26 protein-coding genes and 1 pseudogene are annotated in these 25,780 nt (G+C 68.8%); 15 read left to right on the forward strand and 12 right to left on the reverse strand.

Translation table 11 applies throughout. The annotated features are described in order from the left end of the window. Nucleotides 1-234: 234 nt before the first annotated feature. Nucleotides 235-1,119 (forward strand): RNA ligase family protein, encoded by an 885-nt coding sequence (locus tag ABDW59_RS22080; RefSeq protein ID WP_343633186.1) that lies wholly within the window; start codon nt 235-237, stop codon nt 1,117-1,119. Here the strand turns inward: ABDW59_RS22080 and ABDW59_RS22085 are convergent. Next, nucleotides 1,094-1,840 carry a glutamine amidotransferase gene (locus ABDW59_RS22085; protein ID WP_343633188.1) on the reverse strand — a complete coding sequence of 249 codons (747 nt, stop codon included), beginning with the start codon at nt 1,838-1,840 and terminating at the stop codon, nt 1,094-1,096. The genes ABDW59_RS22080 and ABDW59_RS22085 overlap by 26 nt on opposite strands. 206 nt (nt 1,841-2,046) lie before the next feature. Further along, nucleotides 2,047-2,766: a type 1 glutamine amidotransferase gene (locus ABDW59_RS22090; RefSeq protein WP_343633190.1), complete on the reverse strand. Its 720-nt coding sequence runs from the start codon at nt 2,764-2,766 to the stop codon at nt 2,047-2,049. A 278-nt stretch (nt 2,767-3,044) separates the two neighbouring features. Here ABDW59_RS22090 and ABDW59_RS22095 point away from each other — a divergent pair, with 278 nt between their 5' ends. The 3 genes from ABDW59_RS22095 to clpB all read left to right on the forward strand — a co-directional run bounded on the left by ABDW59_RS22095 (nt 3,045) and on the right by clpB (nt 7,324). Next, entirely contained in the window at nt 3,045-3,542 is a 498-nt protein-coding gene (locus tag ABDW59_RS22095; protein WP_343633192.1) for a molybdenum cofactor biosynthesis protein MoaE, read from the forward strand. Nucleotides 3,543-3,553: 11 nt separating this feature from the next. Next, a complete protein-coding gene (locus ABDW59_RS22100) occupies nt 3,554-4,534 on the forward strand; it encodes a S66 peptidase family protein (RefSeq protein WP_343633194.1) in 981 nt (326 codons plus the stop codon). 177 nt (nt 4,535-4,711) lie between these two features. Beyond that, the gene (clpB, locus tag ABDW59_RS22105; RefSeq protein WP_343633196.1) at nt 4,712-7,324 is read left to right on the forward strand and encodes an ATP-dependent chaperone ClpB; all 2,613 of its coding nucleotides are present in this window, start codon (nt 4,712-4,714) and stop codon (nt 7,322-7,324) included. Here the strand turns inward: clpB and ABDW59_RS22110 are convergent. The 4 genes from ABDW59_RS22110 to ABDW59_RS22125 form a co-directional block, all read right to left on the reverse strand. Continuing rightward, nucleotides 7,299-8,015, reverse strand: a complete 717-nt coding sequence (locus tag ABDW59_RS22110) for a hypothetical protein (RefSeq protein WP_343633198.1) — start codon at nt 8,013-8,015, stop codon at nt 7,299-7,301. The genes clpB and ABDW59_RS22110 overlap by 26 nt on opposite strands. A gap of 78 nt (nt 8,016-8,093) precedes the next feature. Then, nucleotides 8,094-8,804, reverse strand: coding sequence for a DUF599 domain-containing protein (locus ABDW59_RS22115; RefSeq protein ID WP_343633200.1), 711 nt, complete (start codon nt 8,802-8,804; stop codon nt 8,094-8,096). 86 nt (nt 8,805-8,890) lie between these two features. After that, on the reverse strand, nt 8,891-9,415 hold the full coding sequence (locus ABDW59_RS22120; protein WP_343633202.1) for a hypothetical protein: 525 nt from the start codon (nt 9,413-9,415) through the stop codon (nt 8,891-8,893). 113 nt (nt 9,416-9,528) lie between these two features. Then, nucleotides 9,529-10,251, reverse strand: a complete 723-nt coding sequence (locus tag ABDW59_RS22125) for a pirin family protein (protein WP_343633204.1) — start codon at nt 10,249-10,251, stop codon at nt 9,529-9,531. 101 nt (nt 10,252-10,352) lie between these two features. Between ABDW59_RS22125 and ABDW59_RS22130 the strand changes: the two genes are divergently transcribed. The 4 genes and pseudogenes from ABDW59_RS22130 (at nt 10,353) to ABDW59_RS22145 (ending at nt 13,096) form a co-directional block, all read left to right on the forward strand. Further along, complete coding sequence (locus tag ABDW59_RS22130; RefSeq protein WP_343633205.1) at nt 10,353-11,315, forward strand: LysR family transcriptional regulator; 963 nt, start codon at nt 10,353-10,355, stop codon at nt 11,313-11,315. A gap of 62 nt (nt 11,316-11,377) precedes the next feature. Continuing rightward, nucleotides 11,378-12,310 (forward strand): tRNA glutamyl-Q(34) synthetase GluQRS, encoded by a 933-nt coding sequence (gene gluQRS, locus ABDW59_RS22135; RefSeq protein ID WP_343633231.1) that lies wholly within the window; start codon nt 11,378-11,380, stop codon nt 12,308-12,310. Nucleotides 12,311-12,370: 60 nt separating this feature from the next. Then, nucleotides 12,371-12,715, forward strand: a pseudogene (locus ABDW59_RS22140) (FKBP-type peptidyl-prolyl cis-trans isomerase); the annotation flags it as partial. 33 nt (nt 12,716-12,748) lie between these two features. Continuing rightward, nucleotides 12,749-13,096: an FKBP-type peptidyl-prolyl cis-trans isomerase gene (locus ABDW59_RS22145; protein ID WP_343633233.1), complete on the forward strand. Its 348-nt coding sequence runs from the start codon at nt 12,749-12,751 to the stop codon at nt 13,094-13,096. Here the strand turns inward: ABDW59_RS22145 and mnmH are convergent. The 4 genes from mnmH to ABDW59_RS22165 form a co-directional block, all read right to left on the reverse strand. Next, a complete protein-coding gene (gene mnmH / locus ABDW59_RS22150; RefSeq protein WP_343633206.1) occupies nt 13,027-14,148 on the reverse strand; it encodes a tRNA 2-selenouridine(34) synthase MnmH in 1,122 nt (373 codons plus the stop codon). The genes ABDW59_RS22145 and mnmH overlap by 70 nt on opposite strands. Continuing rightward, on the reverse strand, nt 14,145-16,829 hold the full coding sequence (locus tag ABDW59_RS22155) for a [protein-PII] uridylyltransferase (RefSeq protein WP_343633207.1): 2,685 nt from the start codon (nt 16,827-16,829) through the stop codon (nt 14,145-14,147). The genes mnmH and ABDW59_RS22155 overlap by 4 nt, the downstream gene beginning before the upstream one ends. A 66-nt stretch (nt 16,830-16,895) precedes the next feature. Then, on the reverse strand, nt 16,896-17,714 hold the full coding sequence (gene map / locus ABDW59_RS22160) for a type I methionyl aminopeptidase (RefSeq protein ID WP_343633209.1): 819 nt from the start codon (nt 17,712-17,714) through the stop codon (nt 16,896-16,898). Between the two features lie 70 nt (nt 17,715-17,784). Then, on the reverse strand, nt 17,785-18,612 hold the full coding sequence (locus ABDW59_RS22165; RefSeq protein WP_343633211.1) for an undecaprenyl-diphosphate phosphatase: 828 nt from the start codon (nt 18,610-18,612) through the stop codon (nt 17,785-17,787). 248 nt (nt 18,613-18,860) lie between these two features. On the opposite strand from ABDW59_RS22165, the gene ABDW59_RS22170 reads away from it, so the two are divergent. From ABDW59_RS22170 to ABDW59_RS22185, 4 genes are all read left to right on the forward strand, one after another. After that, nucleotides 18,861-19,589, forward strand: a complete 729-nt coding sequence (locus ABDW59_RS22170) for a TetR/AcrR family transcriptional regulator (protein ID WP_343633213.1) — start codon at nt 18,861-18,863, stop codon at nt 19,587-19,589. A gap of 46 nt (nt 19,590-19,635) precedes the next feature. After that, nucleotides 19,636-20,289, forward strand: a complete 654-nt coding sequence (locus ABDW59_RS22175) for a protein-L-isoaspartate O-methyltransferase (RefSeq protein ID WP_343633215.1) — start codon at nt 19,636-19,638, stop codon at nt 20,287-20,289. 14 nt (nt 20,290-20,303) lie between these two features. After that, entirely contained in the window at nt 20,304-20,633 is a 330-nt protein-coding gene (locus tag ABDW59_RS22180) for a rhodanese-like domain-containing protein (protein WP_343633217.1), read from the forward strand. Between the two features lie 141 nt (nt 20,634-20,774). After that, nucleotides 20,775-22,079 carry a TolC family outer membrane protein gene (locus ABDW59_RS22185; RefSeq protein WP_343633219.1) on the forward strand — a complete coding sequence of 435 codons (1,305 nt, stop codon included), beginning with the start codon at nt 20,775-20,777 and terminating at the stop codon, nt 22,077-22,079. Between the two features lie 33 nt (nt 22,080-22,112). Here ABDW59_RS22185 and ABDW59_RS22190 read toward each other — a convergent pair whose 3' ends face one another. After that, nucleotides 22,113-23,279 (reverse strand): hypothetical protein, encoded by a 1,167-nt coding sequence (locus ABDW59_RS22190; protein ID WP_343633221.1) that lies wholly within the window; start codon nt 23,277-23,279, stop codon nt 22,113-22,115. Between the two features lie 156 nt (nt 23,280-23,435). On the opposite strand from ABDW59_RS22190, the gene yaaA reads away from it, so the two are divergent. From yaaA to ABDW59_RS22205, 3 genes are all read left to right on the forward strand, one after another. Further along, on the forward strand, nt 23,436-24,221 hold the full coding sequence (yaaA, locus tag ABDW59_RS22195) for a peroxide stress protein YaaA (RefSeq protein ID WP_343633223.1): 786 nt from the start codon (nt 23,436-23,438) through the stop codon (nt 24,219-24,221). 83 nt (nt 24,222-24,304) lie between these two features. Beyond that, nucleotides 24,305-25,165, forward strand: a complete 861-nt coding sequence (locus ABDW59_RS22200; RefSeq protein WP_343633225.1) for a 2OG-Fe(II) oxygenase — start codon at nt 24,305-24,307, stop codon at nt 25,163-25,165. An 87-nt stretch (nt 25,166-25,252) separates the two neighbouring features. Continuing rightward, the gene (locus ABDW59_RS22205) at nt 25,253-25,570 is read left to right on the forward strand and encodes a hypothetical protein (RefSeq protein WP_343633227.1); all 318 of its coding nucleotides are present in this window, start codon (nt 25,253-25,255) and stop codon (nt 25,568-25,570) included. Here ABDW59_RS22205 and ABDW59_RS22210 read toward each other — a convergent pair. Continuing rightward, on the reverse strand, nt 25,555-25,780 hold a 226-nt coding region (locus tag ABDW59_RS22210), incomplete at its 5' end, for a hypothetical protein (RefSeq protein ID WP_343633229.1). The genes ABDW59_RS22205 and ABDW59_RS22210 overlap by 16 nt on opposite strands.

Here is a 25,780-nt window from a genome sequence, read left to right on the forward strand (position 1 = left end):
CCGCGCGATGCCTGGCTCCCGGTCCCGAGACCGGCCTGACGCCGTAGCGCATCGCCGACCGCCACTCCGCTCCCCGTCGGTTTCCTGAACCCACCAGGATCCGCCCGCGCCAACAACGCCGGGCGGTCGACGGAACGCATGCATCTGATTCCCTTGCCGTTGCCGCGCCCGATGCGCGCGACGGACGACACGACGACGCTCCCCTCCCCGAATCAGCGCTGGCCCAGCGGGCCCTTGCCGCTGTCGGCGCTCGCCGGCCGCCATGTGGTCATCGAGGAACACCTCGACGGCGCCGACATTGATCTCGCCTTCGATGCGCGCGGCACGCTGCTGCTCGGCGCCGACGGCCATCCCCTGGCCGGCGGTTTCGGCGACCGGTCCTCGATCCCGCTCAGGCTCTGGGCGATGGCGCACGAGCGCCGCCTGATCGAGCGCCTGGACGACCGCCATGATCTGCGCGGCAGCTGGTCCTATGCCATGCGCCGCGTCTGGTACGACCGGCTGCCGCATTACTTCAACGCGACCGACGTGTTCGATCGGGCCACGGGGGAGTGGTTGTCGACGCCGCGGCGGGAGGCGCTGCTCGCGGGTTCGCCGGTGTTGTCGGTCCCGGTGCTGCACGCCGGGCCCATACCGGCGGACGTCGGCGCGCTGACGCGGCTGGGCGCGCGCTCTCTGGCGAAGTCGGTGGTCTGGCGCGAGGCCTTCGGCGCCGCGACGCGACGCGAGTCGCTGCCCTCCAACCCGTGGTGGCGCTGGGTCGAGCGCTCGGACCAGCCCTTCGCGCTGATCGTGAAGGTCGAGGACGAACGGCGCGTGCTGGGCCGCTATCTGCTGGCGCTGCCCACGCGCGAGTCCCCGGCGGACTCGCCGTCGACGATGCCCGCGATGCTCGATGGCGTCGGGGATCTCGCGCGGCGACCCTTGTTGCCGAACGCGCTGTCACCCGGGGCCGACCTGTTTGCCGACCAGCCCCGGGTGACCTGGAGCGAGCTCGGGGCCAGGCCCGCGATCCCGCTCGTGGGCGCGCTCGCCGTTCAGCGCCCGCGCGGCTTCACCGCCGGAAAATCGACCGGAACGTCGAAGGCGACGTTCACGTCTTCAGAAAGCGAGCCATGACCGCCGCCAGCGCGGCGCGCAAGCCGGCGCCGTGCCGAGCGGCGTCGCGCCGAAGTTGATCGAGCGGCACGCGCGCCTGAGCCAGCTCGCCGGCGTGTCCGATCAGCCATTGCTCCAGTCGCGCCGGGTCGCTCTCCAGATGGAACTGCAGTCCGAGCGCGAAGTCGTCCACGGCGAAGGCCTGATGCGGGCACAGGGGCGTTTCGGCGAGGCTGGGAATGCCTTGCGGCAGCGCGAACTGGTCGCCGTGCCAATGCAGCACGGGCTGGCCGTCCGCGAGCGGCGCCAGCGCGGAGGCGCGCCCGGCGTCGGTCAGTTGCACCGGTGCGAAGCCGATCTCCTTCTGACCATGCGGCATCGGCTTGACGTCGGCGCCCAGCGCGCGCGCCATCAGCTGCGCACCCAGGCAGACGCCCAGCAGCGGCCGGCGCGCGGCGATGCGGCGCTCGATGAGGGCGAGCTCGTCGAGCAGCGCGGGATAGAGCGCGTCGTCATAGGCCCCGATGGGGCCGCCGAGGACGATCAGCAGATCGACCGTCTCCAGGTCGACATCGCGCAGGTCGTCGACACCGACATCCAGCGTCGTGATGCGCTCGAAGCCGCGCGCTTGCAGGACGGGGCGGAGCAGCCCGAGGTCCTCGAAGGCGAGGTGGCGCAGGGCGAGGGCGGTCTTGCCGGTGGTCTTGACGATGGACGTGCGGTCGGGCGTGACGGTGGTCATGGCGGCGGCGCGGCGGATCGCGCGATGGAAGCGGACGAGGGTGGGCGAGCGCCGAGTATCGGCGCTGCCTCCGCGTCAGGACGCATCGAATCGTCCAGGGGAGTTATCCATTCGTATGAGGCGCGGGGCTCGTCGCGTTCCGCGCGCGATGCGAGCGGCCGTGTCCAGCGATGACGCGGGGGCCGAGCTTCCACTGCGCGCAGGTTTCAAGCCGCGCGAGCGCCGCCGAAGACCGGCGGCCGGTCGAGCTGTCCGATCCAATGCCGATAGAGCGTTCCGGCCGCCTGCCGCAGTCGGGCGAGCCGCTCGGGCAGGCCGGCGAGGATCTCGGCCTCGCTCTGCACGGTCAGGCCGCGGCTCCGGCGCAGCTCGTCGCGGCCGTGGGCGCACCACTCGCGCAGGCTTTGCTCGGTGACTTCGAGGTGGCTTTGCAGGCCGATGTGGGACCCCAACGCGAAGCCCTTGTTCAGACAGTTCGAGCCAAACAGCGTGCGCGTGGCGCCGCGCGGGATCTGGAAGCTGTCGTAGTGCCAGTTGAAGCTGAGCAGCCGGTCCTCGCCGCCGAACTGGTCGCGCGCGGCGGGGGTGATCCAGAGCTCGCGCCAACCGATGTCGGGACGCGGATTGCGGGCGACGCCGGCGCCCATGGCGCGGGCCAGTTGCTGCGCGCCGAAGCAGTGGCCGAGGATGGGGCGGCTCAGGCGAAGCGCGTCGATGAGCAGCGACTGCTCGGCGCGGATCCAGGGCAGTCCGTCATGGACGCTGTGATCGCTTCCCAGCATCACAACGCCGCTGAAGGCGGCGGCGGTGCGGGGCAGGGGCTCGCCCAGGTCGGGGCGGAGCAGGTGGACGGGGATGTCGTGCGCGCGCAGGCATTGCAGCAGATAGCCGGGGCCTTGCGCGGCCTCGTGCTGGAGGATCAACACCGGTCTCATGCGGGTGGGCGCCGCTGGTTGTTCAGCGCCGTGGTTGCGAAGCCTTCAGCGTAGAAAGCCGGGCATCAAGGAGGGGGCAAGACCTGGCGCGGGGGTGTCAAGAAGTCATCAAGGCGGGGTCGTCGGGGCAGGCCGGGCCGGTGCGGTGACATCCGTTGCGGTCATCGAGCCCTCAGGCAAGCGTGATCCCTCTGGGCGTCGTCTTTATGGGCTGCCACGTCGGATCGGGAGGACGGCGCCGCACGGTGTCTCGATGCCACAATCGACCGATGAATTCACCAGCCTCGCGCCCGCCGCGCGTCACCATCCAGACCGCCGATTTCGACCTGTCCGCCGAGACCCTCGCGCTACGCGCCGACGACGGCGGCGTCGGCGCGGTGGTGAGCTTCGTCGGCACGGTGCGCGACGGCGCGGACGGCACGCCGGTGTCGCTGATGGAGCTCGAGCATTACCCCGGCATGACCGAGGCCTCGATCGAGCGCATGGTCGATCAGGCTTTCGAGCGCTTCGACCTGCGCGGTGCGCGCGTGATCCATCGCGTCGGCGCGCTCAAGCCGCGCGATCAGATCGTGCTGGTGCTGGTGAGCTCGCGCCATCGCGGCCAGGCTTTCCAGGCTTGCGAGTTCCTGATGGACTACCTGAAGACGCAAGCGCCGTTCTGGAAGAAGGAGCACGGTCCTGACGGCGCCCGCTGGGTCGACGCGCGCGTGGCCGATGACGAGGCGCTCGCGCGCTGGGGCATCTCGGTCGCGGGGAACGGCGCGTGAGCGCGGCATCGATGAACGACGCCGTCCGCATTCCGCGTCCGCTGCGGTCTGGCGATGTCGTCGCGGTCGTCGCGCCGTCCTCGGGCGTGCGACCGGCGATGCATGAACGGCTCGACGCTTCGCTGGCGGTGCTGCGCGACCAGGGACTCGTCGTGCGCGAGGGACGGTCGTTGCGCCGGCAGATCAAGGGTGCAAGCGCGAGCGGACGGGAGCGTGCCGCCGAGTTGATGGAGGTGCTGCTCGACCCCGAGGTCGCCGCCGTGGTTCCGCCCTGGGGTGGCGAGCTGGCCATCGAGGTGCTGGAGTTCCTCGACTTCGAGCGTCTGGCCGCCGCGAGTCCCAAGTGGTTCAGCGGCTTCTCCGACCTGTCGACGGTTCAGGTGCCCTTGCTGCTGCGGGCGGGCTGGGCTTCGCTCCACGGGCCGAATCTGATGCAGCTGTGGGATCCCGCGCTGGACGCGGTGTCGGCGCGGATCTTCGACCTGTGGCGCGGTCCGGGCGAGTGGCGCCAGCCCGCCGGCCCAACGACCGTTGCACGCTGTATGGACGGCGTCGACGAGCCCGTGGCCATCGAAGGCCGGCTCATCGGCGGTTGCCTGGACTCCCTGTCACGTTTGGCCGGCACGCCCTTCGGCGACTTGGCGGCATGGCGCGCGCGGTTGACTGGCGACCGTCCCATCGTCTTCCTCGAGATCGCCGAGCTCCCGCCCTTCGAGGTCGCCCGCGCGCTGCGCGGTCTGCGGCTGGCCGGTTGGTTCGATGACGCCGCCGGTGTCGTCTTCGGCCGCAGCGCCGTCGCCCCGGAGATCGCGTCCGCCGGCGACTTCACGGAGTTCGACGCCATTCAGCGGGCGCTCGGCGACCTGCCGTGCCCGGTGCTGCTGGACCTGGACATCGGCCACGTCGCCCCGCAATGGTCCATCGTCCAAGGCGCTAGATCGACGATCGCAGTCAGCGACAACAAGGCGGAGCTGATTCAACATCTCGCATGAGGCCCTACACCCGCCCCGTGGGGGCGGGCCGGGGTGGGGCCACGGCTGCCCCGCCCGCTTGGAGGGCGGGGATGGGGTGGGAGCTCACGGTAAAGAGTTGGGCGCGGCTCTTGCCGAACGCTCCTCTTGAAAAATAGGGACACAGTCCCATTTGGTCGCTCAACGGAGGTTTTTCCCATGCGAGTTGACAAGCTCACCACCCGGTTCCAAGAAGCGCTCGGCGAGGCCCAAAGCCTGGCTGTGACGAGCGACAACCCCTACATCGAACCCGTCCACGTCCTGGCCGCCATGCTGGCCCAGGACGAGGGCCCCAAGGCGCTGCTCGAGCGCGCCGGCGTCAAGGTGCCGGCGCTCAAGGCCGCGATCGACACGCTGCTCACCGCGCTGCCGCAGGTGCAGGGCGAGGGCCAGCAGGTCCAGCCCAGCCGCGACCTGATCGGCCTGCTGCAAGCCGCCGAGAAAGAGGCGTCCAAGCGCGGCGACCACTTCATCGCCAGCGAGATGTTCCTGCTCTCGCTCGCCGACGCGAAGTCCGACTTCGCCGGCGTGGTGCGCGGCCACGGCCTGACCCGCAAGGCGCTGGAAGCCGCCATCGAGGCGGTACGCGGCGGCCAGAAGGTCGACAGCCAGGAATCCGAGAGCAACCGCGAGTCGCTCAAGAAGTACACGCTCGACCTCACCGAACGCGCGCGCCAGGGCAAGCTCGATCCGGTCATTGGCCGCGACGACGAGATCCGCCGGGCCATCCAGGTCCTGCAACGCCGCAGCAAGAACAACCCGGTGCTGATCGGCGAGCCTGGCGTGGGCAAGACCGCCATCGTCGAGGGCCTGGCCCAGCGCATCGTCAACGGCGAAGTGCCCGAGTCGCTCAAGGACAAGCGCGTCCTGGTGCTGGACATGGCGGGCCTGCTCGCGGGCGCCAAGTTCCGCGGTGAATTCGAGGAACGCCTCAAGTCCGTGCTCAAGGAAGTCGCGGCCGACGAGGGCCGGATCATCCTGTTCATCGACGAGATCCACACCATGGTCGGCGCTGGCAAGGCCGAGGGCGCGATCGACGCCGGCAACATGCTCAAACCCGCGCTGGCGCGCGGCGAGCTGCATTGCATCGGCGCGACCACGCTGGACGAGTACCGCAAGTACGTCGAGAAGGACGCCGCGCTGGAGCGCCGCTTCCAGAAGGTGCTGGTCGACGAACCCAGCGTGGAGGCGACCATCGCCATCCTGCGCGGGCTGCAGGAGAAGTACGAGGTCCACCACGGCGTGGAGATCACCGACCCGGCCATCGTCGCCGCGGCCGAGCTCTCGCACCGCTACATCACCGACCGCTTCCTGCCCGACAAGGCCATCGACCTGATCGACGAGGCCGCCGCCAAGATCAAGATCGAGATCGACTCCAAGCCCGAGGCGATGGACCGGCTCGACCGCCGCATGATCCAGCTCAAGATCGAGCGCGAGGCCGTGCGCAAGGAAGCCGACGAGGGCTCCCAGCGCCGCTTCGCGCTGATCGAGGAAGAGCTGCTCAAGCTCCAGCGCGAGTACAACGACCTGGAGGAGATCTGGACCGCCGAGAAGGCGCAAGCCCAGGGCTCCGCGCATGTGAAGGAAGAGATCGACCGCATCAAGTTCCAGATCGAGGAGCTCAAGCGCAAGGGCGACTTCAACAAGGTCGCGGAGCTGCAGTACGGCAAGCTGCCCGAGCTCGAGAAGCGCCTGAGCGAAGCCCAGGCCAAGGAAGCTGGCAAGGCCAAGGACAAGACCGTCCCGCAGCTGCTGCGCACCATGGTGGGCGCGGAGGAGATCGCGGAAGTCGTGGCCCGCGCCACCGGCATTCCGGTCGCCAAGCTGATGCAGGGCGAACGCGACAAGCTGCTGCAGATGGAAGACAAGCTGCATGAGCGCGTGGTCGGCCAGGAAGAGGCCATCACCGCGGTGGCGGACGCGATCCGGCGCTCGCGCGCCGGGCTGTCGGATCCGAACAAGCCGCTGGGCAGCTTCCTGTTCCTGGGCCCGACGGGCGTGGGCAAGACCGAGCTGTGCAAGGCGCTGGCGGGCTTCCTGTTCGACAGCGAGGACCACATGATCCGCATCGACATGAGCGAGTTCATGGAGAAGCATTCGGTCAGCCGGCTGATCGGCGCGCCGCCCGGCTATGTCGGCTACGACGAGGGCGGCTACCTGACCGAGGCGGTGCGCCGCAAGCCCTACAGCGTGCTGCTGCTGGACGAGGTCGAGAAGGCCCACCCGGACGTGTTCAACGTGCTGCTGCAGGTGCTGGACGACGGCCGTCTGACCGACGGCCAGGGCCGCACGGTGGACTTCAAGAACTGCGTCATCGTGATGACGTCGAATCTGGGGTCGCAGCACATCATGGCGCTGCAGGGCGAATCCGACGAGGTCGTTCGCGAGGCGGTGTGGGGCGAGGTCAAGGGCCACTTCCGGCCCGAGTTCCTGAACCGCATCGACGAGACCGTGATCTTCCATGCGCTGGGCGCGTCGCAGATCAAGTCCATCGCGCGCATTCAGCTCAAGCAGCTGGAGCAGCGGCTGGACAAGCTGGAGATGAAGCTCGACGTCAGCGACGAAGCGCTCGACGAACTGGCCAAGGTCGGCTTCGATCCGGTCTTCGGGGCGCGTCCGCTCAAGCGGGCGATCCAGCAGCGCATCGAGAACCCGCTGTCCAAGCTGATCCTGCAGGGCCGCTTCGGGCCCAAGGACGTGATCCCGGTCGGGGTCGAGTCCAGCGGCAAGGGCGAACCGGGCGAGTTCAGCTTCGGACGGGTGGTCCACTGAACCCCATGCCCCCGGCGGATGCGTCGTCATCCCACCGGGGGCGTTTACGAGGCGGCTCGCCGTCGGCATCCATGTGGGGATGCTCATCCGTTTCCGCAGCCCCGGTCCTCTCGTCGAGGATCAGGGCTTGCCAGTAGCGGTCGCGGATCTGGGCGCTCAGCCGTGTCACCAGCTGTTGGAAGTCGACCGAGCCTGCGGGTCTGTTCCGAGAGTCACCGATCAGCTGAGCCAGGATTGTCTCGAAACCGTGATCCAAGTGCCGTTCCAACGCAATCAGGGCCGCGGAGAGGACGGGTTCGTCAGAGGGGGCGCAGGTTCGCCAGGCCAAGGTGCCGTTGGCGCTTGGCACGGCGGCCTGCCAGTGGCCCGTGGTCAGGCGCTGCAGGGCCAGTGCGATCCGCCGGTCGGTTGCGTCTGGCCTGGTCAACGCCGCCACGCAGCGGAACCTGACGGCCGGGGCGCCCTCGTATGTGACACAGATGTCCAGGTCTGCCGGCCAGCCGCGCAGCGAAACCAGGCCGCTCAGTTGCAGGCGGTCCCGGCGAGAACAGGACGGCATGCCGGGTTCGAGCAAAGTCAATGAATCCATGGCCCGGTCGAAGTGCGGGGGCAGGTCTTGCGTGGGCGCGGTGGCTTCGGCGCCGGGCGCCGTCGGCCCGGGCCACCCGGGCGGCGTGCTGGAGGTGAACATGGCAGCGGCGCCGCGGGGCGCGAGCTCAGAAGAGCTCTTTCAGTCGCGCCCGCTGTGCGCTCGTTTGCAACGCCCTGCTCAGGTCCTCAGCACGTCCAGCACCTCGGACCGGAACTCCCGCTGGTACAGCACGTAGATCACGCCTGCGGTGGCCAGCGCCAGCGCCCACGGTGAGAAGAACCATGCCACCACCGGAAAGGCCAGGTAGTAGCCGCGCAAGCCGTCGTTGAAGGCCTCGGCGGCCATGCCGACGACGGCGCCCGCGCGGTCCGCGAAAAGCTCGCGGGCGGTGTCGCCCTGTTCGCGGAAGGTGTCCGCCTCCGGCGCCGAGGCCACCAGCAGCGCGCCGAAGGTGTACTGGCGCATGCTCCAGGTGAAGCGGAAGAAGGCGTAGACGAAGATCGCGGTCAGCAGCACCAGCTTGAGGTCGAACACCAGCGCGCTGGTGCGCACGGTAAAGGGCAGCTCCAGCACCATGGCGCTGGTCTTCTCGCTGGCGCCCAGCGCCGCCAGCAGGCCGCCGATGATCAGGATGGTGGTGGAGGCGAAGAACGAAGGGCTGGAGAGCAGCGCCTGACTGACCGCGCCGTCCAGCACCCGCATGTCGCGATAGGTCAGCTGCAGCATCCACTGCCGGCGCACGCGGTTGGTGATGGCGAGCAGCGACCCTCGGCCCTCGGCATGGCGCTTGGAGAACTGCGCGTAGCCGATCCAGCCGACGAAGTACAGCAGCAGGGCGACCCAGTCGAACAGCGGAAGCGTGGCGAGCAGCGGGCGAAGCGATTGCATCGCGGCAGTGTAGGCGGCGGTCCCTCGCCCGCGCATCGGGGAGAGCCGCAACCCGGGTCGCCCCCCAATCGCGCCGCGGCTGCGTTTCAGGGCTCGGACTTGCGGTTCACACGTCGCGGGGATGGTGCGAGCGGGAGGCCGAGATCGACCACATCGGTCGACGCATCGGGCACGAACCAGACTTGCCAGGTATCCAGGGTGATGGGGGACAGATTCAGGAACGAGACGGCGGTGGCGCCGGTCAGCACCTGCAGCGCAACGCGGGCGAAGCCGCCTTCCGTCGATGGCTCCCGCAGCGGAGGCGGAGGCAGGCACAGGCAGGCAGTGCAGTCGAAGCGGCCCGAGTCCGGATCGAAGGCGAACTCGACGATCTCGCGCGGGGTGGTCTGGCGGCGCACGAGCAAGAGTGACGGCTGCCTCGGCAGCCGGACGAACAGGCCTTGCTCCTGAGGCTCCTCCAGCAGGCGCAGCAGCGCGCCGAGCACGCCCGGCGCGGCGTTGCCCAGGGCGTCTGAAAGTCCGTGCGCGGACAGCGATGTGGGGCCTGAAACGGACTCGGCGCCGAGCAGCGTCGGCGCCGAGGTCGAGGGCGGGAACTGGGGAACGGACATCGGCGGGCTCCTGACGGGCGCGGTCGGCGCGATCTGCGCCGGCCGCGCCGCGAAGGCGAGCCAGTGGCCGGCCTGGAGGGGCGGGTTCACGCCGCCCCAGGCCCGGCGCCGGCTCAGACCGGCAGGTCGAACACCAGCACTTCGGCGTCCTCGCCAGCCTCGATCGCCAGGCGGTCTTCCTTGGCCAGTTGCAGGGCGTCGCCCGCTTCCAGCGCCTGGCCGTTGACCGTCAGCTTGCCGCGCACCAGGTGCACGTAGGTCAGGCGGTCGGCGGCCAGCGGCAGCTCGGCGCGTTCATCCCCGTTGAACAGTCCGGCGTAGAGCCTCGCGTCCTGGTGGATGGACACCGAATCCTGCGCGCCGTCCGGCGAGGCGACCAGGCGCAGCTTGCCGCGCTTGTCGCCCTCGGCGAAGTGCTTCTGCTCATAGCCCGGCGTCACGCCCTGACGGTCCGGCATGATCCAGATCTGCAGGAAGTGGGTCTGGCCGTCCTTCGAGTGGTTGAACTCGCTGTGCATCACGCCGGTGCCGGCGCTCATGCGCTGCACGTCGCCGGGACGGATCACGCCGGCGTTCTCTCCGCCCGGCTTCCCATTGCCCATCGAGTCCTGGTGGGCCAGTTCGCCGCTGAGCACGTAGCTGATGATCTCCATGTCCCGATGGCCGTGGGTCCCGAATCCGGTGCCGCCGGCGATGCGGTCCTCGTTGATCACCCGCAGCGGGCCGAAGCCCATCCGGCGCGGGTTGTAGTAGTCGGCGAACGAGAAGCTGTGGAAGCTCTTCAGCCAGCCGTGATCGGCATAGCCACGGTCCGAGGACTTGATCAGTTCACGCATGTCGTTGCTCCTTGTTTGCTTGCGATGGGTCTCACTGTAGGGATGAGGACCTCCTCCGAGGGGGAGGGGGCTTGAAGCCAGCATTCAAATAAGATGAAGGGATGTCACAGCAAGACAAACGACGAGTGCTGACGCCCGAGGCGCTGGCGATGATGGACAGCATCGCGCGCAGCGGGAGCTTCGCGGCGGCGGCGCGGGAGATGGGCAAGGTGCCGTCGGCGCTGACCTATTCGGTGCGGCAATTGGAGGACGCGCTGGATGTCCTGCTCTTCGACCGCAGCTCGCGGCAGGCGGTGTTGACGGCGGCCGGACACGAGCTGCTCACCGAGGGCCGCCGGCTGCTGCAGGAGATGGATGCCGTCGCCAACCGCGTCAAGCGCGTGGCCACCGGCTGGGAGAGCGAGCTCACCATCGCCTTCGACGACGCGATCGCCCGCCGGGCCCTGTTCGATCTGATGGACGCCTTCTATGCGCAGGCCGAGGACGGCAAGCCGCCGCCGACCCGGCTGCGGCTGCGCACCGAGGTGCTGTCCGGCACCTGGGAGGCGCTGACCTCCGGGCAGGCCGATCTGGCCATCGGCACCAGCGCGCAGCCGCCGGGCAGCTCGGTGGTGTGCGAGGTGCTGGGACCGATGGAGATGGTGTTCTGCGTCGCGCCGCACCATCCACTGGCGGGCTTCGAAGGCGTGCTGACCTCGGCCGACATCGCGCGCCACCGCATCGTCGCGGTGGCCGACACGGCCCGCCATCTGACCCCGATGACCATCGGCGTCGTCCCCGGGCAGGAAGTGCTGACCGTGCCCTCGATGGCCATCAAGCTGGAGGCGCTGCTGCGGGGGCTGGGCGTGGGCTCGCTGCCGACGCCCATGGTGCGGCGGCATGTGGATGCAGGCCGGCTGGTCATGAAGGAGACCTTCCAGGGGCGGCGGATCTCGCCGATGCATTACGCCTGGCGCAACACGGGCCATCGGCCGGCCAAGGCGCTGTCCTGGTGGCTGGAACGTCTGCGCAGCGAGGCGACCCGCAAGTCGCTGCTGGAGCAGCACGAGGGCCTGCTGCTGTGAGCGAGGCCGAAGCGGCCGCGACACCGGCTGGCCACGTCGGCGCTCGTCATGGCGGGCGCTACATCGGCCGCTTCGCGCCGTCGCCGACCGGGCCGCTGCACGAGGGCTCGCTGGTCGCGGCCCTGGCCAGCTGGTTGGACGCACGAGCGCACGGCGGGCGCTGGCTGGTGCGCATCGAGGATGTGGACGGACCACGCTGCCCGGCCGGCGCCGACGCGACGGTGCTGTCGCAGCTCGCTCAGGTGCGCCTGCTGCCCGACGAGCCGCCTGTGTGGCAGTCGCGGCGCGGCGCGGCTTATGACGAGGCCCTGGCGCGCTTGAAGGCGGCCGGCTGGGCCTATCCCTGCGGCTGCTCGCGCAAGGACATTGCCGAGGCGGTCGCCGCGCGCGGCGATCAGCGCGAGCGGCATGGGGAACTCGTCTATCCCGGCACCTGCCGCCACGGCCTGAACGGCAAGCCGGCGCGGGCCTGGCGGCTGCGCAGCACGGCGGGGCGCGGGCATGGGGCCGATGCCGATGCCGATGCCGACGAGGATCTTCGGATCACCTGGACCGATCGGCGCCTGGGCGCGCAGACGCAGGACCTGACGGCGGAGGTGGGGGATTTCGTGCTCAAGCGCGCGGACGGGCTGTGGGCGTATCAGCTCGCGGTGGTCGTCGACGACGGCTGGCAGGGCATCACCGACATCGTCCGCGGCGAGGACCTGGCCGACAACACGCCGCGCCAGATCCGGCTGCAGCAGCTGCTGGGGTTGCCCATGCCGCGCTATCTGCACACGCCGCTGGTGCTGGGCGAGAACGGGGAGAAACTCTCCAAGCAGAACGGCGCCCAGGCCCTGGATCTGAGCGATCCGCTGGCCGCGCTGCGGCACGCCGGCACCCGTCTGGGACTACCCGCGATCGAGGCGGCCACGGCGCCCGATTGGCTTGCCGGCGCGGTCACCGCATGGCAGGGACACCTGCACGAAGGTCAGGGGCTTGCGCGGCTGGCATGATCGCGCTTTTGCATTTGCGCATTTGAGGTCCCATCCGGGGCCCGTATCAAGGAACCAGCAATGAAGACGACCGACAGCGGCCTGCAATACGACGACACCACCACCGGCTCCGGCGCCACCGCGCGTGCCGGGCAGGACGTGCAGGTCCATTACACCGGCTGGCTTTACAAGGACGGCCAGAAGGGCGCCAAGTTCGACTCCAGCAAGGACCGCAACGAGGCCTTCGAGTTCGAGCTCGACGGCGGCATGGTCATCAAGGGCTGGGACGAAGGCGTGCAGGGCATGCAAGTCGGCGGTACGCGCGTCCTGGTGATCCCGCCGCACCTGGGTTATGGCGCCCGGGGCGCCGGCGGCGTGATCCCGCCGAATGCCACGCTGATGTTCGAGGTGGAGCTGCTGGGCGTGTCCGGCGGCGCCGAGCCGGTCGAGCTCAACAACCTGGTCAAGACCGCCAGCGGCCTGCAGTACGAAGACACGAAGACCGGTGAGGGCGCCGTCGCCGAAGCCGGCAAGCGCGTCACCGTGCATTACACCGGCTGGCTCTACAAGGACGGCCAGCGCGGCCGCAAGTTCGACTCGTCCAAGGACCGTCGCGATCCGTTCCGCTTCCACCTGGGCGGCGGCGAGGTCATCAAGGGCTGGGACGAAGGCGTCCAGGGCATGAAAGTCGGCGGCACCCGCTTCCTGGTGATCCCGTCGGAACTCGGCTACGGCCCCTACGGCGCCGGCGGCGTGATCCCGCCGCACGCGACGCTGCTGTTCGAAGTGGAACTCGTCGCGGTCTGATCGAGGAGGGCGCGCGCCGCGACGGCGAGCGCCTCGGCGTGGCCGTTGCGCACGGCCACGCGAGGCGCGCTGGCCAGCTGCGGGAAGTGGTTGGTCAGCGAGCGCTCGTAGCCGGGGTCGTAATGCTCCCGCATGAGCTCCCCGAACACCTCGGCCCACTGGCCCGCGCGGGCCATCGCCTGCCAACGCCCGACGCGCTCGCGTCCGCGCAGCGCGACCAGGCCGCCGATGAGCGCGCTGAATCCCTCCGGATCCTGCTTGAAGTGGGCGTAGTCCTCGAGCAGCAGCTCGACGCGTCCGGCCTCTTCCATGGCAATCCAGACGCAGCGGCCGTGCTCGCGGATCCGCTGATGCAAGGGCTCGGGCAACTGCACGGCGCCGATCTTTCGGCTCTCGCTCTCGACAAAGACGGGGCGTGTCGGATCCAGCGCCAGCAGCGCCTGCCAGAGCCCCGTATCGAAGGCTTTCTGGCTGGGCTGAGGCTGATCCGGCAGCGCGCCCAGCACCGAGCCGCGATGGCGGGCGACGGCTTCGAGGTCCAGCACCTGGGCGCCCTGGCTCGCCAGCGCCTGCAGCAAGCGCGTCTTGCCCGAGCCGGTACGTCCGCACAGCACGACGAAGTCGAAGCGCTCCGGCAGCGCCGCCAAGGTCTTGATGACCTCGCCCCGGAAGGCCTTGTAGCCGCCCACCAGCTGCAGCGCCTTGAAGCCGACCTGGTTCAGGAACCAGTTCATCGCGCCCGAGCGCTGTCCGCCGCGCCAGCAATAGACCAGCGGCCGCCAGTGCTTCTGCATCACGTCGCGATGGGCGTCGAGATGCGCCGCGATGTTCCGAGCCACCATGGCCGCGCCGACCTTGCGACCCTCCAGCGGATCCTGCCGGTAGAGCGTGCCCACGATGTGCCGCTCCTCATTGCTGAGGACCGGCCAGTTGACCGCGCCGGGCAGGTGATCCTCGGCGAACTCCGCCGGAGTGCGCACGTCGATGATGGTGCCGAAGTCGCCCAGCCGGGCGAGCGCCTCGGCGGGCTGGATCTGGTGGTACTGGCTCATTGGACGGCGAGCGCGTCCAGCAGCTCGCCTTCGATCTGGAGCTGCATGCGGCTCTGCTGCAGGGCCGCGCCGTCGAGCAGGAAGGTGTCCTCGACGCGCTCGCCCAAGGTCGAGACCTTGGCGAGCTGCAGATTGATGCCGTGCCGCGCCAGCACCCGCGCGATCGCGTACAGCAGGCCGGCGCGGTCGGTCGCGCTGACGGAGAGCAGCCAGCGCTGGGCGCGTTCATCCGGGCGCAGCGCGATGCGCGGCGTGAAGGGGAAGCTCTTCACGCGCCGGGACAGCCGGCCCTTGCGCGGCTCGGGCAGCGGCCCCTGCGCGACCAGGGCCTGACCGAGCTTGGCCTCCACCAGCGCGGTCAGGTCGCGGTGATGCAGGTCCAGCTCCGGCGCGATGACCTGGAAGGTGTCCAGCGCATAGCCCGTGCGCGTGGTGTGGACCTTGGCGTCCAGGATGTTGAAGCCGGCGCCGTCGAAGTAGCCGCAGATCCGCGCGAACAGATCCTGCTGGTCCTTCGCATAGACCAGCACCTGCAAGCCCTCGCCGACCGGCGAGGGGCGCGCCCGCACCACCGGCTCGGCGCTGTCCACATGCCGCCACAGCGCCCGGGCGTGCCAGGCCAGATCCTGCGCGTCATGGCGCGCGAAGTAGCTCAGGTCCAGCGTCTTCCACAGCGCGTCCTCGGTGCCCGGCAGCTGCGCCTTCAGCGCCAGCGCCTGACGCGCCTCCTGCTTGCGGCCCTCGATCTCGGCCGCCATGTTCAGCTTGGCCCCCCCCAGCGCGCGCAGCGTGAGGCGATAGAGGTCCTCCAGCAGCTTGCCCTTCCACGCGTTCCAGACCTTGGGCCCGGTGCCGCGGATGTCGGCCACGGTGAGCAGGTACAGCGCGGTCAGATGGCGCTCATCCTTGACCTTCTGCGCGAAGTGCTGGATGACCTCGGGATCCGACAGATCCTCCTTCTGCGCCACGCGCGAGAGGGTCAGGTGATGCTCGACCAGGAACTCCACCAGCGCGGCGTCCGCCTTGGGCAGACCGTGCGCGCGGCAGAAACGCTTGGCCTCGACCGCGCCGAGGTCGGAATGGTCGCCGCCGCGGCCCTTGGCGATGTCATGGAAGAGCGCCGCGATGTACAGCAGCGACGGCCGGTCGAACTGCGCCGCCAGTTGGGAGCAGAAGGGGTACTCGTGCGTATGCTCGGGGATGAAGAAGCGCCGGATGTTGCGCAGCACCATGAGGATGTGCTGATCCACCGTGTAGACGTGGAACAGGTCGTGCTGCATCTGCCCGACGATGCGCCGGAACACCCACAGGTAGCGCCCCAGCACCGAGGTCTGATTCATCAGCCGAAAGGCGTGGGTCTGGCCCTGCGGCTCCTCCAGGATGCGCAGGAACATGGCCCGATTGGCCGGGTCGCGGCGGAAGGCGCTGTTCATCAGGCCGCGCGCGTTGTACAGCGCGCGCAGGGTCTTGGCCGACAGGCCTTTGATACCGGGCGTCTGCTGGTAGACCAGGAAGGTCTCGAGGATGGCGTGCGGCTCGCGCTCGTAGAGATCGTCGGTGGCGATCTCCAGCATGCCGCTGCGCTCCAGGAAGCGGTCATTGACCCGGCGCAGCTCGTTGCCCTGCGTGCCGTTGATCTGGTCCTCGAGATTCAGCAGCGTGATCTGGTTGAGCTGCGTGACCGCCTTGGCCGCCCAGTAGTAGCGGCGCATCAGCTTCTCCGACGCGCGCAGCGAGCGCGTGGACGCATAGCCGAAGCCCTCCGCCACGGCGGTTTGCAAGTCGAAGACCAGCCGGTCCTCGCGCCGCTTGGCCACCAGGTGCAATTGGCAGCGGATCAGCTTGAGCACGCCCTCGTTGCGCTGCAGCTGGCGCGCCTCGAAGGGCGTGATCAGGCCCTTGGTCGCCAGCTGGGGCCAGGTCTTGCCCAGGCCGGCGCCGCGCGCGATCCAGATCAGCACCTGCAGGTCGCGCAGACCGCCGGGGCTCTCCTTGATGTTGGGCTCCAGCGCGTAGGGGGTCTCGTCGTACTTGGTGTGGCGCTGGCGCATCTCCAGCGTCTTGGCGCGCATGAAAGCGCGCGCGTCCATGGCCTCGCAGAAGGCCTTGTCGAAGGCCTTGACCAGCGACTTGGATCCGCTCAGCCGGCGCGACTCCAGCAGCGCGGTCTGGATGGTCACGTCGCCGGCAGCCTCGTCCAGGCACTCGCGCAGCGTGCGCACCGAGGAGCCGATCTCCAGCCCGATGTCCCAGCAGGCGGTGATGAAAGCCTCGATCGCCAGCTTGAGCGGGCCGGGCTGATGCGGCTCCAACCCCTCGGGCAGCAGCACCAGCACGTCGACGTCGGAGTGCGGGAAGAGCTCGCCGCGGCCGTAGCCGCCGACCGCCACCAGCGCCGCGTCGGGCGCCGCCGCAGCCAGGCCGGACTCGGACCACAACGTGTGGAGCGTGCCGTCCACGTGTTTCGCCAATTGACGCATCAGCCGCGTCGCCGCCGACACCGTGGGATGCGTGGCGGAGAAGTCCTGCAGCAGTTGCTGCTTGCCGGCCTTGAAGCGCTGACGCAGCTCCGCCACCGGGGTGGCAGGCACAGGGGCCGGCACCGAGGCGGGCCGCGCGGGCGACCCGGAACTGGCGGGGGCGATGGAGGCGGCGGCGTCGCCGGTTGGAACGGCGCTCATGACGAGGTCCTGGCGGTCAAGGGGGGCAAAGGGGGCGACGCGATCCGGCGACGCGCGCGTCGGCGATCAGGCCTGCGCGTTCTTGGGCTGCACGAAGTCCGGCACCGCCGGCGTGCCGGCGGACTGGGTCAGGATCTCGTAGCCGGTGTCGGTGACCAGCACGGTGTGCTCCCACTGCGCCGACAGCGAGCGGTCCTTGGTCACGATGGTCCAGCCGTCGCCCATCTCGCGGATCTCGCGGCGGCCGGCATTGATCATGGGCTCGATGGTGAACACCATGCCGGGCACCAGCTCCTCCAGCGTGCCGGGACGGCCATAGTGAAGCACCTGCGGGTCCTCGTGGAACTTCTGGCCGATGCCGTGACCGCAGAACTCGCGCACGATGCTGAAGCCGGCGTTCTCGGCGAAGGTCTGGATGGCGTGGCCGATGTCGCCCAGGCGCGCGCCCGGCTTGACCTTCTGGATGCCCTTCCACATCGCGTCGTAGGTGAACGAGCACAGGCGCTTGGCCGCGATCGAACCCTCGCCGACGACGAACATGCGGCTGGTGTCGCCGTGCCAGCCGTCCTTGATGACGGTGACGTCGATGTTGACGATGTCGCCGTTCTTCAGCGGACGGTCATTGGGGATGCCGTGGCAGACCTGATGGTTGATCGAGGTGCAGATCGACTTGGGGTAGGGCGTGTAGCCCGGCGGCTGGTAGTTCAGCGGGGCGGGGATGCCTTGCTGCACGTTCACGATGTACTCGTGGGCCAGCTTGTCCAGATGCTCGGTGGTGACGCCCGGCTTGACGTGCGGGGTCAGCATGTCCAGCACCTCGGACGCCAGGCGGCCGGCGATGCGCATGGCGTCGATGTCGGCGCCGGTCTTGATCGTGATGGTCATAGGGCCGGCATTTTAGGCGCTAGACCTTCCCCCTGCCGGGGGATCGCCCGGCAGGAGAGGGGGGGAGGGCTCAGTCCGCCCAGACGATGACGCCCGTGTAGGCGGTCACCAGCACCACGATGCCGAAGGCGATGCGGTACCAGGCGAAGGGGACGAAGCTGTGGCTGGCGATGTACTTCAGCAGCCAGCGCACGCAGATCCAGGCGCTGATGAAGGAGAACAGCAGGCCCACCCCGAACAGCGGAATGTCCGCCGCCGACAGCAGCGCGCGCTCCTTGTAGAGGCTGTACAAGCCGGCGCCGATCAGGGTGGGGATGGCCAGGAAGAAGCTGAAATCGGTCGCGGCCTTGCGCGACAGGCCCAGCAACATGCCGCCGATGATGGTCGAGCCCGAGCGGCTGGTCCCCGGCACCATGGCCAGGCACTGCACGAGGCCGACCTTGAGCGCGTCCATCGGCGTCATCTGATCCACGTCCTGGATGCGGACCGCGCCCTGCTGACGGCGCTCGGCCCACAGGATGATCACGCCGCCGATGATGAAGGTGCTGGCCACGACGACGGGCGTGAACAGGTGCTCCTTGATGACCTTGCCGAACAGCAGGCCCAGGATGACCGCCGGCAGGAAGCCGATCGCGACGTTCAGCACGAAGCGGCGTGCGCGCACGTCGCTGCCCAGGCCGGCGGCGGTCTCGCGCAGGCGCTGCCAGTACACGATGATCACCGCCAGGATGGCGCCGGTCTGGATCGCGATGTCGAAGACCTTGCCGCGAGCGTCTTCGAAGCCTCCGAGCAGCGAGCCCGCGAGGATCAGGTGGCCGGTCGACGAGATCGGCAGAAATTCGGTCAGGCCTTCGACGATCCCCATGATCGCGGCCTTGATCAGCAGCAAGGTGTCCACAAATGCTCCATCCACAGAAATGACGCCCCGCAGGGGCTTGCGCCTCTGAAACTCCCAGAGGCAGCGCCGGGCCGCGCGGATGATAGCCGCGTCGACGTTAGGGCTTCGTTCGCTGCAGCACCTTGGGGCCCGCCCATGCGCGGACTTTTCCGTCTTGACCGGCCCGAAAGCCCGCGGCTACATTACTGACCGGTTAGTCAGTTAGCCGCTCCCGGCACGACGGGAGCGATGCCCGTTCCCCCATCGCCATGCCTCGCGCTCCAGCCAAATCGACCGCTCTTTCGCCGGACGCCGCCTCCGCTGCGCCGGCCGCCGCGCCCGTGTCGGCGCGCCAGCGTCGCAAGGAGGCGCGTCCGCAGGAGTTGCTGGAGGCCGCGCTCGCGCTCTTCGTCGAGAAGGGCTTCGCCGCCACCCGTTCGGAGGAGGTGGCCGCCCGGGCCGGGGTGTCCAAGGGGACGCTGTATCTGTATTACCCGTCCAAGGAAGAGCTCTTCAAGGCCGTGGTGCGCGAGTCCCTCGGCGCCAAGATCGCCGAGGGCGTCGAGGAGTTCGGCAAGCACCAGGGCTCGATGGCGGAGCTGCTCACCTGGATGCTGTGGAGCTGGTGGGAGCGCATGGGCCTGACGCCCGCCGGCGGCATCCACAAGATCATGATGAGCGAGGCCCGCAACTTCCCGGAGCTGGCCGCGTTCTACAACGACGAGGTCATCGAGCCCAGCTGCGGTCTGCTGGCCGAGGTGGTCAAGCGCGGCATCGCCTCGGGCGAGTTCCGCGTGGTCGATCCCGACGCGGCGGTGATGGTGCTGATCGGGCCGGTGCTGCATCTGGTGTTGCATCAGCACTCGATCGGCGCCGCCGGCGTGACGCATGAGCACAAGTGCACCCCCGAGCAGGTCCTGCAGCTGCAGCTCGAGCTCATGTTCGAGGGACTCCTCAACCGCCCGCGCGAGGCGCCTGCCGGCCGGTCGCCCTCTTAGAATACCGCCCGCATCGGTGCGCCATGGGGCCGCCAGAGGATTGAACATGAACTTCGAACAAGCCCGTTTCAACATGATCGAACAGCAGATCCGCCCCTGGGATGTGCTGGACCCCTCGGTGCTGGCCCTGCTGGCCGTGGTCAAGCGCGAGGACTTCGTGCCGGCCGCCTACCGCAACATGGCCTTCACCGACGTCGAGCTGCCGCTGGGCAACGGTCAGAAGATGCTGCCCCCGCGCGTCGAGGCGCGCTGGATGCAGGAGCTGCAGATCGAGCGCCATGAAAAGGTGCTCGAGATCGGCACCGGCAGCGGCTACATGGCCGCGCTGCTGGGTCACAAGGCGCAGCAGGTCTTCACCGTCGAGCAGGACGAGCAGCTGGCCGCCCAGGCCCGCGACGCGCTGCGCCGCAACGGCGTGCTCAACGTCACCGTGACCGCGGGCGACGGCGTCAAGGGCCTGCCCAGCGAAGCCCCGTTCGACGTGATCCTGCTGTCGGGCTCGGTCCCGCAAGCGCCGCAGGTGCTGCTGGACCAGCTCAAGATCGGCGGCCGCATGGGCGTGGTGGTCGGCGATGAACCCGCCATGACCGCGCGCATCATCACGCGCGTCGGCGAGCGCGAGTTCAAGACCGAGAACCTGTTCGAGACCGTCCTGCCGCGCCTGGACGGCTTCGACACCGTCTCGCACTTCACGTTCTGATCACGGCCGCGGCGATGCAGGAGCTGGACGTCCGTCAGGTCGCGGCGCTGGCGTCGAGCGCGCCGCGCGCGCTGCTGCTGGACGTGCGCGAACCGTGGGAGGTCGCGCTCGCTCGCATCGACGTGCCGGGTCTTGACTGGCTGCATCTGCCCATGGGGCAGGTGGTGGATCGGCTGGAGGAGCTTGATCGCCAGCAGCCTGTCGCGGTTTATTGCCACCACGGGGTGCGAAGTCTGCAAGTCGTCGCATTTCTTTCGCGGCAGGGTTTCGATGTGGTCTATAACCTCGCCGGCGGCATCGACGCCTGGTCGCAGGAGATCGATCCATCGGTGCCGCGCTACTGATCGCGCCGGTCGCGACGCCGCAAGCGGCGGGCGCGTCCGGATCGCCGATCCGCTTTGAACGATCCGAGAACCATTACATCGATACGAGGATGCCTCATGGCCGCTGACCGCCGTCCGTCTCTGACCTCCCGCCTGCCGCGGATGACTCTTCTGGCCGCGGCGCTCGCCCTGACGGCCGGTGCGGCCGGGGCGCAAAGCCTGCAGGAGCTGTACGACGCGGCCCGCGCCTACGACGCCACGTATCTCGCCGCCCGCGCGACGGCCGATTCGGCTCAATACCGCTACGGCCAGGCGCAGGCGCTGGCCCGCCCGACGGTGGGTCTGGGCGTCGGCGCGACGCGCACCGAGCTGGATCCTCCGAACAGGGTCTCCGACGGCCGCATCGGCAACACGACCAGCAATGCCGGTCTGAGCGCCAAGTACGCCGTCTTCAACCGCCCGAACGCCGGCAGCATCGACCAGGCGCGTCTGGGCGTGGACGTCGCGCAATCGGATCTGCAGACCGCCGAGCAGGACCTGATCGTGCGCGTCGCGCAAGCCTACTTCGACGTGCTGGCGGCGCAGGATGCGCTGGGCACCTCGCGCGCCAACAAGGCCGCGATCGCGGAGCAGCTGGCCTCGGCCAAGCGCAACTTCGAGGTCGGCACCGCGACCATCACCGACACGCGTGAAGCGCAGGCCCGCTATGACCTGGCGACCGCGCAGGAACTGGCCGCCGACAACGACCTGCGGGTCAAGGGCGTGACGCTGGATCAGCTGGTCGGCCGCGTGGGCGTGCAGCCCAAGCCGCTGGCCGTGCCGGTGGCGCTGCCTCCCGTGACGCCCACGACCGTCGAGCCCTGGGTCGCGACCGCCGAAGGCGGCCATCCCGCGATCCGCAAGGCGCAGCTGGGCCTGGACATCGCCAGGATCGAGATCGATCGCGCCAAGGATGCGCGGCTTCCCACCGTGGACCTGAACGCCACGCTGGGTCTGCAGCGCCAGACCGGCCAGGGAGTGAGCTACACCGGCAACACCGGTCAGGCCTCGGTAGGCGTGCAGCTGAACTTGCCCATCTACAGCGGCGGCGCGATCACCAACCGCATCAAGGAAACCGTGGCACTGGAAGAGAAGTCCCGCAACGACCTGGACTTCGCCCGCCGCAGCGTCGAGGAAGGCACCAAGCGCGCGTTCTTCGGCGTGCAGTCGCTGATCGCGCAGGTCAAGGCCTACGAGGCCGCCGAGGCCTCGTCCAAGCTGGCGCTGGAAGCCACGCAGCTGGGCTACAAGGTCGGCGTGCGCGTCAACCTGGACGTGCTGAACGCGCAGACCCAGCTCTACACGACGCAGCGCGACTTGGCCAAGGCCCGCTACGACGTGCTGGTCAACGGTCTGAAGCTGCGTCAGGCCTCGGGTCAGCTGCGGCCCGAGGATGTCACCGCGGTCAACACGCTGCTCGCAAAGTAGGCGCCGTGCCGCTTGTGGTGCGCGGCGGCAAGGTCACTTGATGCTGTCGCAGCCTTGCGCGTACGAGATCTTTCTGCGTGCACCGTTGACGCTGCCCTCGACTGGCACCTCTCGTGCGATGACGAACATGAATCGCTTCAGCCCGAGGTTGGAGCCGATGGACTCGCCGACGGCCGTTGCCAGCGCGGACGAGAACGGCTCTTTCCTCCCGTGTTGCGGGGGGTAGTCTTTTGACCGTGTGATGGTGTGCGCCTGATCGGACGGCGAGCGAGTCGTGTTGCCGCGATGGGTCGCGCTCGCGAAGAACGGTCCTCGGGCGGACTCCGACGCGAGAAAGCACAGGCGGCCTTGCGCGGTGATAGCCATCGCGGCTGTGACCACGCCGGTGGGTCGGAAGTCGGGCCAGGGCATTCTGATCCGACTCTGGTCTTGCCAGGGCTGGTCTGTTCCGATCGTGAATCCCTCGGGCCCCGAGCCGTCCATCCGAGCCTCGAGTGCCATTGCCCGCCCCCCCGAGAGATCGACTTGGGCGACAAAGGCCGGCTCTTCGGCCGCCGTCCAGGGTGGGACGTCGAGGACCGCCTGCCAAGAGTTGAAGGGTGGATCGTCCCATTGCTGCTGCTTGACGATCTTCGGTGACCGGCACCAGTGCCTCGGCTGGTCGTAGCCGGACTCGCCCCTTGTGGCGCGGTGATGGGCGCCGCAGACCAGGGGTTTGACGCTCTGGCCGCGCTGGATCGATTCGGCGCGCAGCTCCAAGCAGTTCACGCCGTCCTTGGAGTAGCACATCAGATCGCCTTCGGGCGTTTCGGCGAGCGGGGTGTTCACGCCGAGGGCGGTGTAGTCCTGCCAGTCGGCATACAAGGAGGCGTAGGCCGAGCGGCACCAGGGGCGGGCCCCGTCGTGGTACCCGACGCCGTGCGAACCCTGCAGAAGGGATCTGCCGCAGACCAGGGGCTGAATCGTGGATGGATCGAGGGTTGCAGGGTCAGGGACGTCTTCATTCCAGACGCACTCGCGCCCGTTCAGGCTCAGGCAGCTCAAATGACCGTCGGACTCCAGTCGGACCCAGCCGGTGCCCCAGATCTCCCAGGCCCCGGGGGCGCGTATCGGCGGGCGAGGCGTGGATTCGTTGGCATGGACATGGAGTGCGAGCAGCGCGGCCAGTGGCAGGAGCAGAAGGCGAGTCGGCAGAGTCATGGGGGTGGGCATTCGAGGTTGCGAAAGCGCGATGAGTCGACGAACCTCGGCCTCGCGCCTGCTCCCGAGCCCGGAAGTCCGAGTTCCTGTCATCGGTGCGGACTTTGCGTCGGCAGGGGCAGGTGTTGCCCCTGCTTCGGGAGACAATCCGACCCCATGCTGTATGTGATTTCCCCCGCGAAGTCCCTGGACTACGAGACCCCCACGCCCGAGGCCGTGGCGGCGCTGGCCGGGCGTCCGCAGTTCGTGCCGCAGGCGGCCGAGCTGATCGAGATCCTCAAGACCAAGAGTCAGGCCGACATCTCCAGCCTGATGGACATCTCCGAGGCGCTCGCCACGCTGAACCTGGCGCGCTACGCCGCTTGGTCGACGCGATTCACCGACCGAAACAGCAAGCCGGCCGTGCTCGCTTTCAACGGCGACGTCTACGACGGGTTGAATGCGGCCTCGATGTCCGTCGACGACCTGCAGTGGGCGCAGCGTCACCTGGCCATCCTGTCCGGCCTGTACGGGGTGCTGCGTCCGCTGGACCGCTTGCAGCCGTATCGGCTGGAGATGGGCACCTCGCTCAAGAACGCCAAGGGCGGCAATCTCTACGCCTACTGGGGCGACACGATCGCCGAGCACCTGAACGCGCAATGCGCCCAGATGGCCTCGCCGGTGATCGTGAACCTGGCCTCGCAGGAGTACTTCAAGGCCGCCGCCCGCCAGGTGCTCAAGCCCCGCGTCATCGAATGCCAGTTCGAGGACTGGAAGGGCGGGCGCTACAAGATCATCAGCTTCTTCGCCAAGCGGGCGCGCGGTCTGATGGCGCGCTATGCGATCGACCATCGCATCGGCACGCCGGCCGGGTTGCAGGATTTCGCCGTCGACGGCTACGCCTATGCGCCCGAGGCGAGCACGCCGGATCGGCTGGTCTTCCGCCGCCGCATCGCCGAGTGACACGCTCAGGGCTTCTCAAACCCCGACGCCTTGTCTGACTTTGGTCCTCCGGGCCGACCTCGACCTTTGATACCGTCGCGAACATGAGCACCTCGCAATTCCTGACTCCCGAACTGCGCGAGTGGGTGGCCGCGCAACTGCGCAACGGCATCACGCGCGAAGCGCTCTATCAAGCCATGCTGTCCAGCGGCTGGCAGCCCGAGCTGGCTCAGCAGGCGCTGGCCGAGCATCGCCCCTTCGAGGCGCCGCTGACTCTGCCCGAGCTGGTCGAGCCGAGCATCGCGCCCGGCACGCTGCCGGAGCCGGATCTCGGCGATCAGCGCTCGGTGCTGCTGCCCGACGGGCATCGGGTGGAGGTGCTGATGGCGCTGCAGCGACCGCGCGTGATCGTTTTCGGCAATCTGCTGAGCGAGGCCGAGTGCGACGCCATCATCGACGCCGGCCGCCAGCGACTGGCGCGCTCGGAGACGGTCGCGGCGCGCAACGAGGGCAGCGAGGTCAACTCGGCCCGCACCAGTGAAGGCATGTTCTTCGAGCGCGGCGAGAACGACACCGTCGCCCGCGTCGAGCGCCGCATTGCGGCGCTGCTCAACTGGCCCGTGCGCAACGGCGAAGGGCTGCAGGTGCTGCGCTACCGCGTCGGCGCCGAGTATCAGCCGCATTACGACTACTTCGATCCGCGTCATGCCAGCTCCAAGGCCATCCTGGAGCGCGGCGGGCAGCGCGTCGCGACGCTGGTCATGTACCTGAACACGCCCGAGCGCGGCGGCGCGACGGTGTTCCCGGACATCAAGCTCGACGTGATGGCGCAGAAGGGCAATGCGGTCTTCTTCAGTTATGACCGGCCGGATCCGGCCACGCTGACGCTGCATGGCGGCGCCCCCGTGGTCGAGGGCGAGAAATGGGTCGCCACCAAATGGTTACGTCAGGGCGAATTCGTGTGACGCGGCCTTCACGGGCCTGTTGCTAGACTCGGCCCCGTCGCGCCGACCGGAAGGCGGCGCTTGTTGTTCACGAAGAAGGAATCACAGATGAAGTCGTTGATCGTCGCCCTGAGCGCTGCCTTGCTGACCACCCTGGCGCAGGCCCAAAGCGAGCCCGTGCCGCCGGCGACGGCGCCGGTGCCGATGGCCCATGCCGACATGGCCGGCCCGGCGGTGAAGTCCGGCAAGTCGGCCAAGTCGCACAAGGCTGCCGGCAAGACGAGCAAGTCCAAGAAGTCCAAGCACGCGGCCAAGAAGAGCGGTTCGAAGAAGCCGGTTCAGCATGCGTCCTCGGGCAAGCAGGGCTCCAAGAAGGTTGCCCAGGCCGGCAAGGGCAAGAAGGCCAAGCATCACGCCGCGGCCTGATCGCTGTAGCGGGCGGGTTGGCCGCGGCCGGTGCCCGGCGCGAGGACGTCCGCCGCCGCGCGGGCAACAAAAAAGCGACCCGATGAACTGCACCCCAAAGGTTGGACGCCAATCCAACCGATGGGGTGTTTTTCATGGCGAAGCACAGTGAGAGCTTCAAGCTCGAGGTTGTTCAGAGGTACTTGGCAGGGCCGCTGGGCAAGAAGGCGC

It is taken from the genome of Roseateles sp. (assembly GCF_039595295.1).
Classification (GTDB): domain Bacteria; phylum Pseudomonadota; class Gammaproteobacteria; order Burkholderiales; family Burkholderiaceae_C; genus Roseateles.

Bases quoted from the DNA above. Each gene is read 5' to 3' on its own strand.
- ABDW59_RS22085 (WP_343633188.1), bottom strand. From the start codon at position 1,840: ATGACCACCGTCACGCCCGACCGCACGTCCATCGTCAAGACCACCGGC.
- ABDW59_RS22095 (WP_343633192.1), top strand. From the start codon at position 3,045: ATGAATTCACCAGCCTCGCGCCCGCCGCGCGTCACCATCCAGACCGCC.
- ABDW59_RS22100 (WP_343633194.1), top strand. From the start codon at position 3,554: ATGAACGACGCCGTCCGCATTCCGCGTCCGCTGCGGTCTGGCGATGTC.
- clpB (WP_343633196.1), top strand. From the start codon at position 4,712: ATGCGAGTTGACAAGCTCACCACCCGGTTCCAAGAAGCGCTCGGCGAG.
- ABDW59_RS22110 (WP_343633198.1), bottom strand. From the start codon at position 8,015: ATGTTCACCTCCAGCACGCCGCCCGGGTGGCCCGGGCCGACGGCGCCC.
- ABDW59_RS22115 (WP_343633200.1), bottom strand. From the start codon at position 8,804: ATGCAATCGCTTCGCCCGCTGCTCGCCACGCTTCCGCTGTTCGACTGG.
- ABDW59_RS22120 (WP_343633202.1), bottom strand. From the start codon at position 9,415: ATGTCCGTTCCCCAGTTCCCGCCCTCGACCTCGGCGCCGACGCTGCTC.
- ABDW59_RS22125 (WP_343633204.1), bottom strand. From the start codon at position 10,251: ATGCGTGAACTGATCAAGTCCTCGGACCGTGGCTATGCCGATCACGGC.
- ABDW59_RS22130 (WP_343633205.1), top strand. From the start codon at position 10,353: ATGTCACAGCAAGACAAACGACGAGTGCTGACGCCCGAGGCGCTGGCG.
- mnmH (WP_343633206.1), bottom strand. From the start codon at position 14,148: ATGAGCCAGTACCACCAGATCCAGCCCGCCGAGGCGCTCGCCCGGCTG.
- ABDW59_RS22155 (WP_343633207.1), bottom strand. From the start codon at position 16,829: ATGAGCGCCGTTCCAACCGGCGACGCCGCCGCCTCCATCGCCCCCGCC.
- map (WP_343633209.1), bottom strand. From the start codon at position 17,714: ATGACCATCACGATCAAGACCGGCGCCGACATCGACGCCATGCGCATC.
- ABDW59_RS22170 (WP_343633213.1), top strand. From the start codon at position 18,861: ATGCCTCGCGCTCCAGCCAAATCGACCGCTCTTTCGCCGGACGCCGCC.
- ABDW59_RS22175 (WP_343633215.1), top strand. From the start codon at position 19,636: ATGAACTTCGAACAAGCCCGTTTCAACATGATCGAACAGCAGATCCGC.
- ABDW59_RS22180 (WP_343633217.1), top strand. From the start codon at position 20,304: ATGCAGGAGCTGGACGTCCGTCAGGTCGCGGCGCTGGCGTCGAGCGCG.
- ABDW59_RS22185 (WP_343633219.1), top strand. From the start codon at position 20,775: ATGACTCTTCTGGCCGCGGCGCTCGCCCTGACGGCCGGTGCGGCCGGG.
- ABDW59_RS22190 (WP_343633221.1), bottom strand. From the start codon at position 23,279: ATGACTCTGCCGACTCGCCTTCTGCTCCTGCCACTGGCCGCGCTGCTC.
- yaaA (WP_343633223.1), top strand. From the start codon at position 23,436: ATGCTGTATGTGATTTCCCCCGCGAAGTCCCTGGACTACGAGACCCCC.
- ABDW59_RS22200 (WP_343633225.1), top strand. From the start codon at position 24,305: ATGAGCACCTCGCAATTCCTGACTCCCGAACTGCGCGAGTGGGTGGCC.
- ABDW59_RS22205 (WP_343633227.1), top strand. From the start codon at position 25,253: ATGAAGTCGTTGATCGTCGCCCTGAGCGCTGCCTTGCTGACCACCCTG.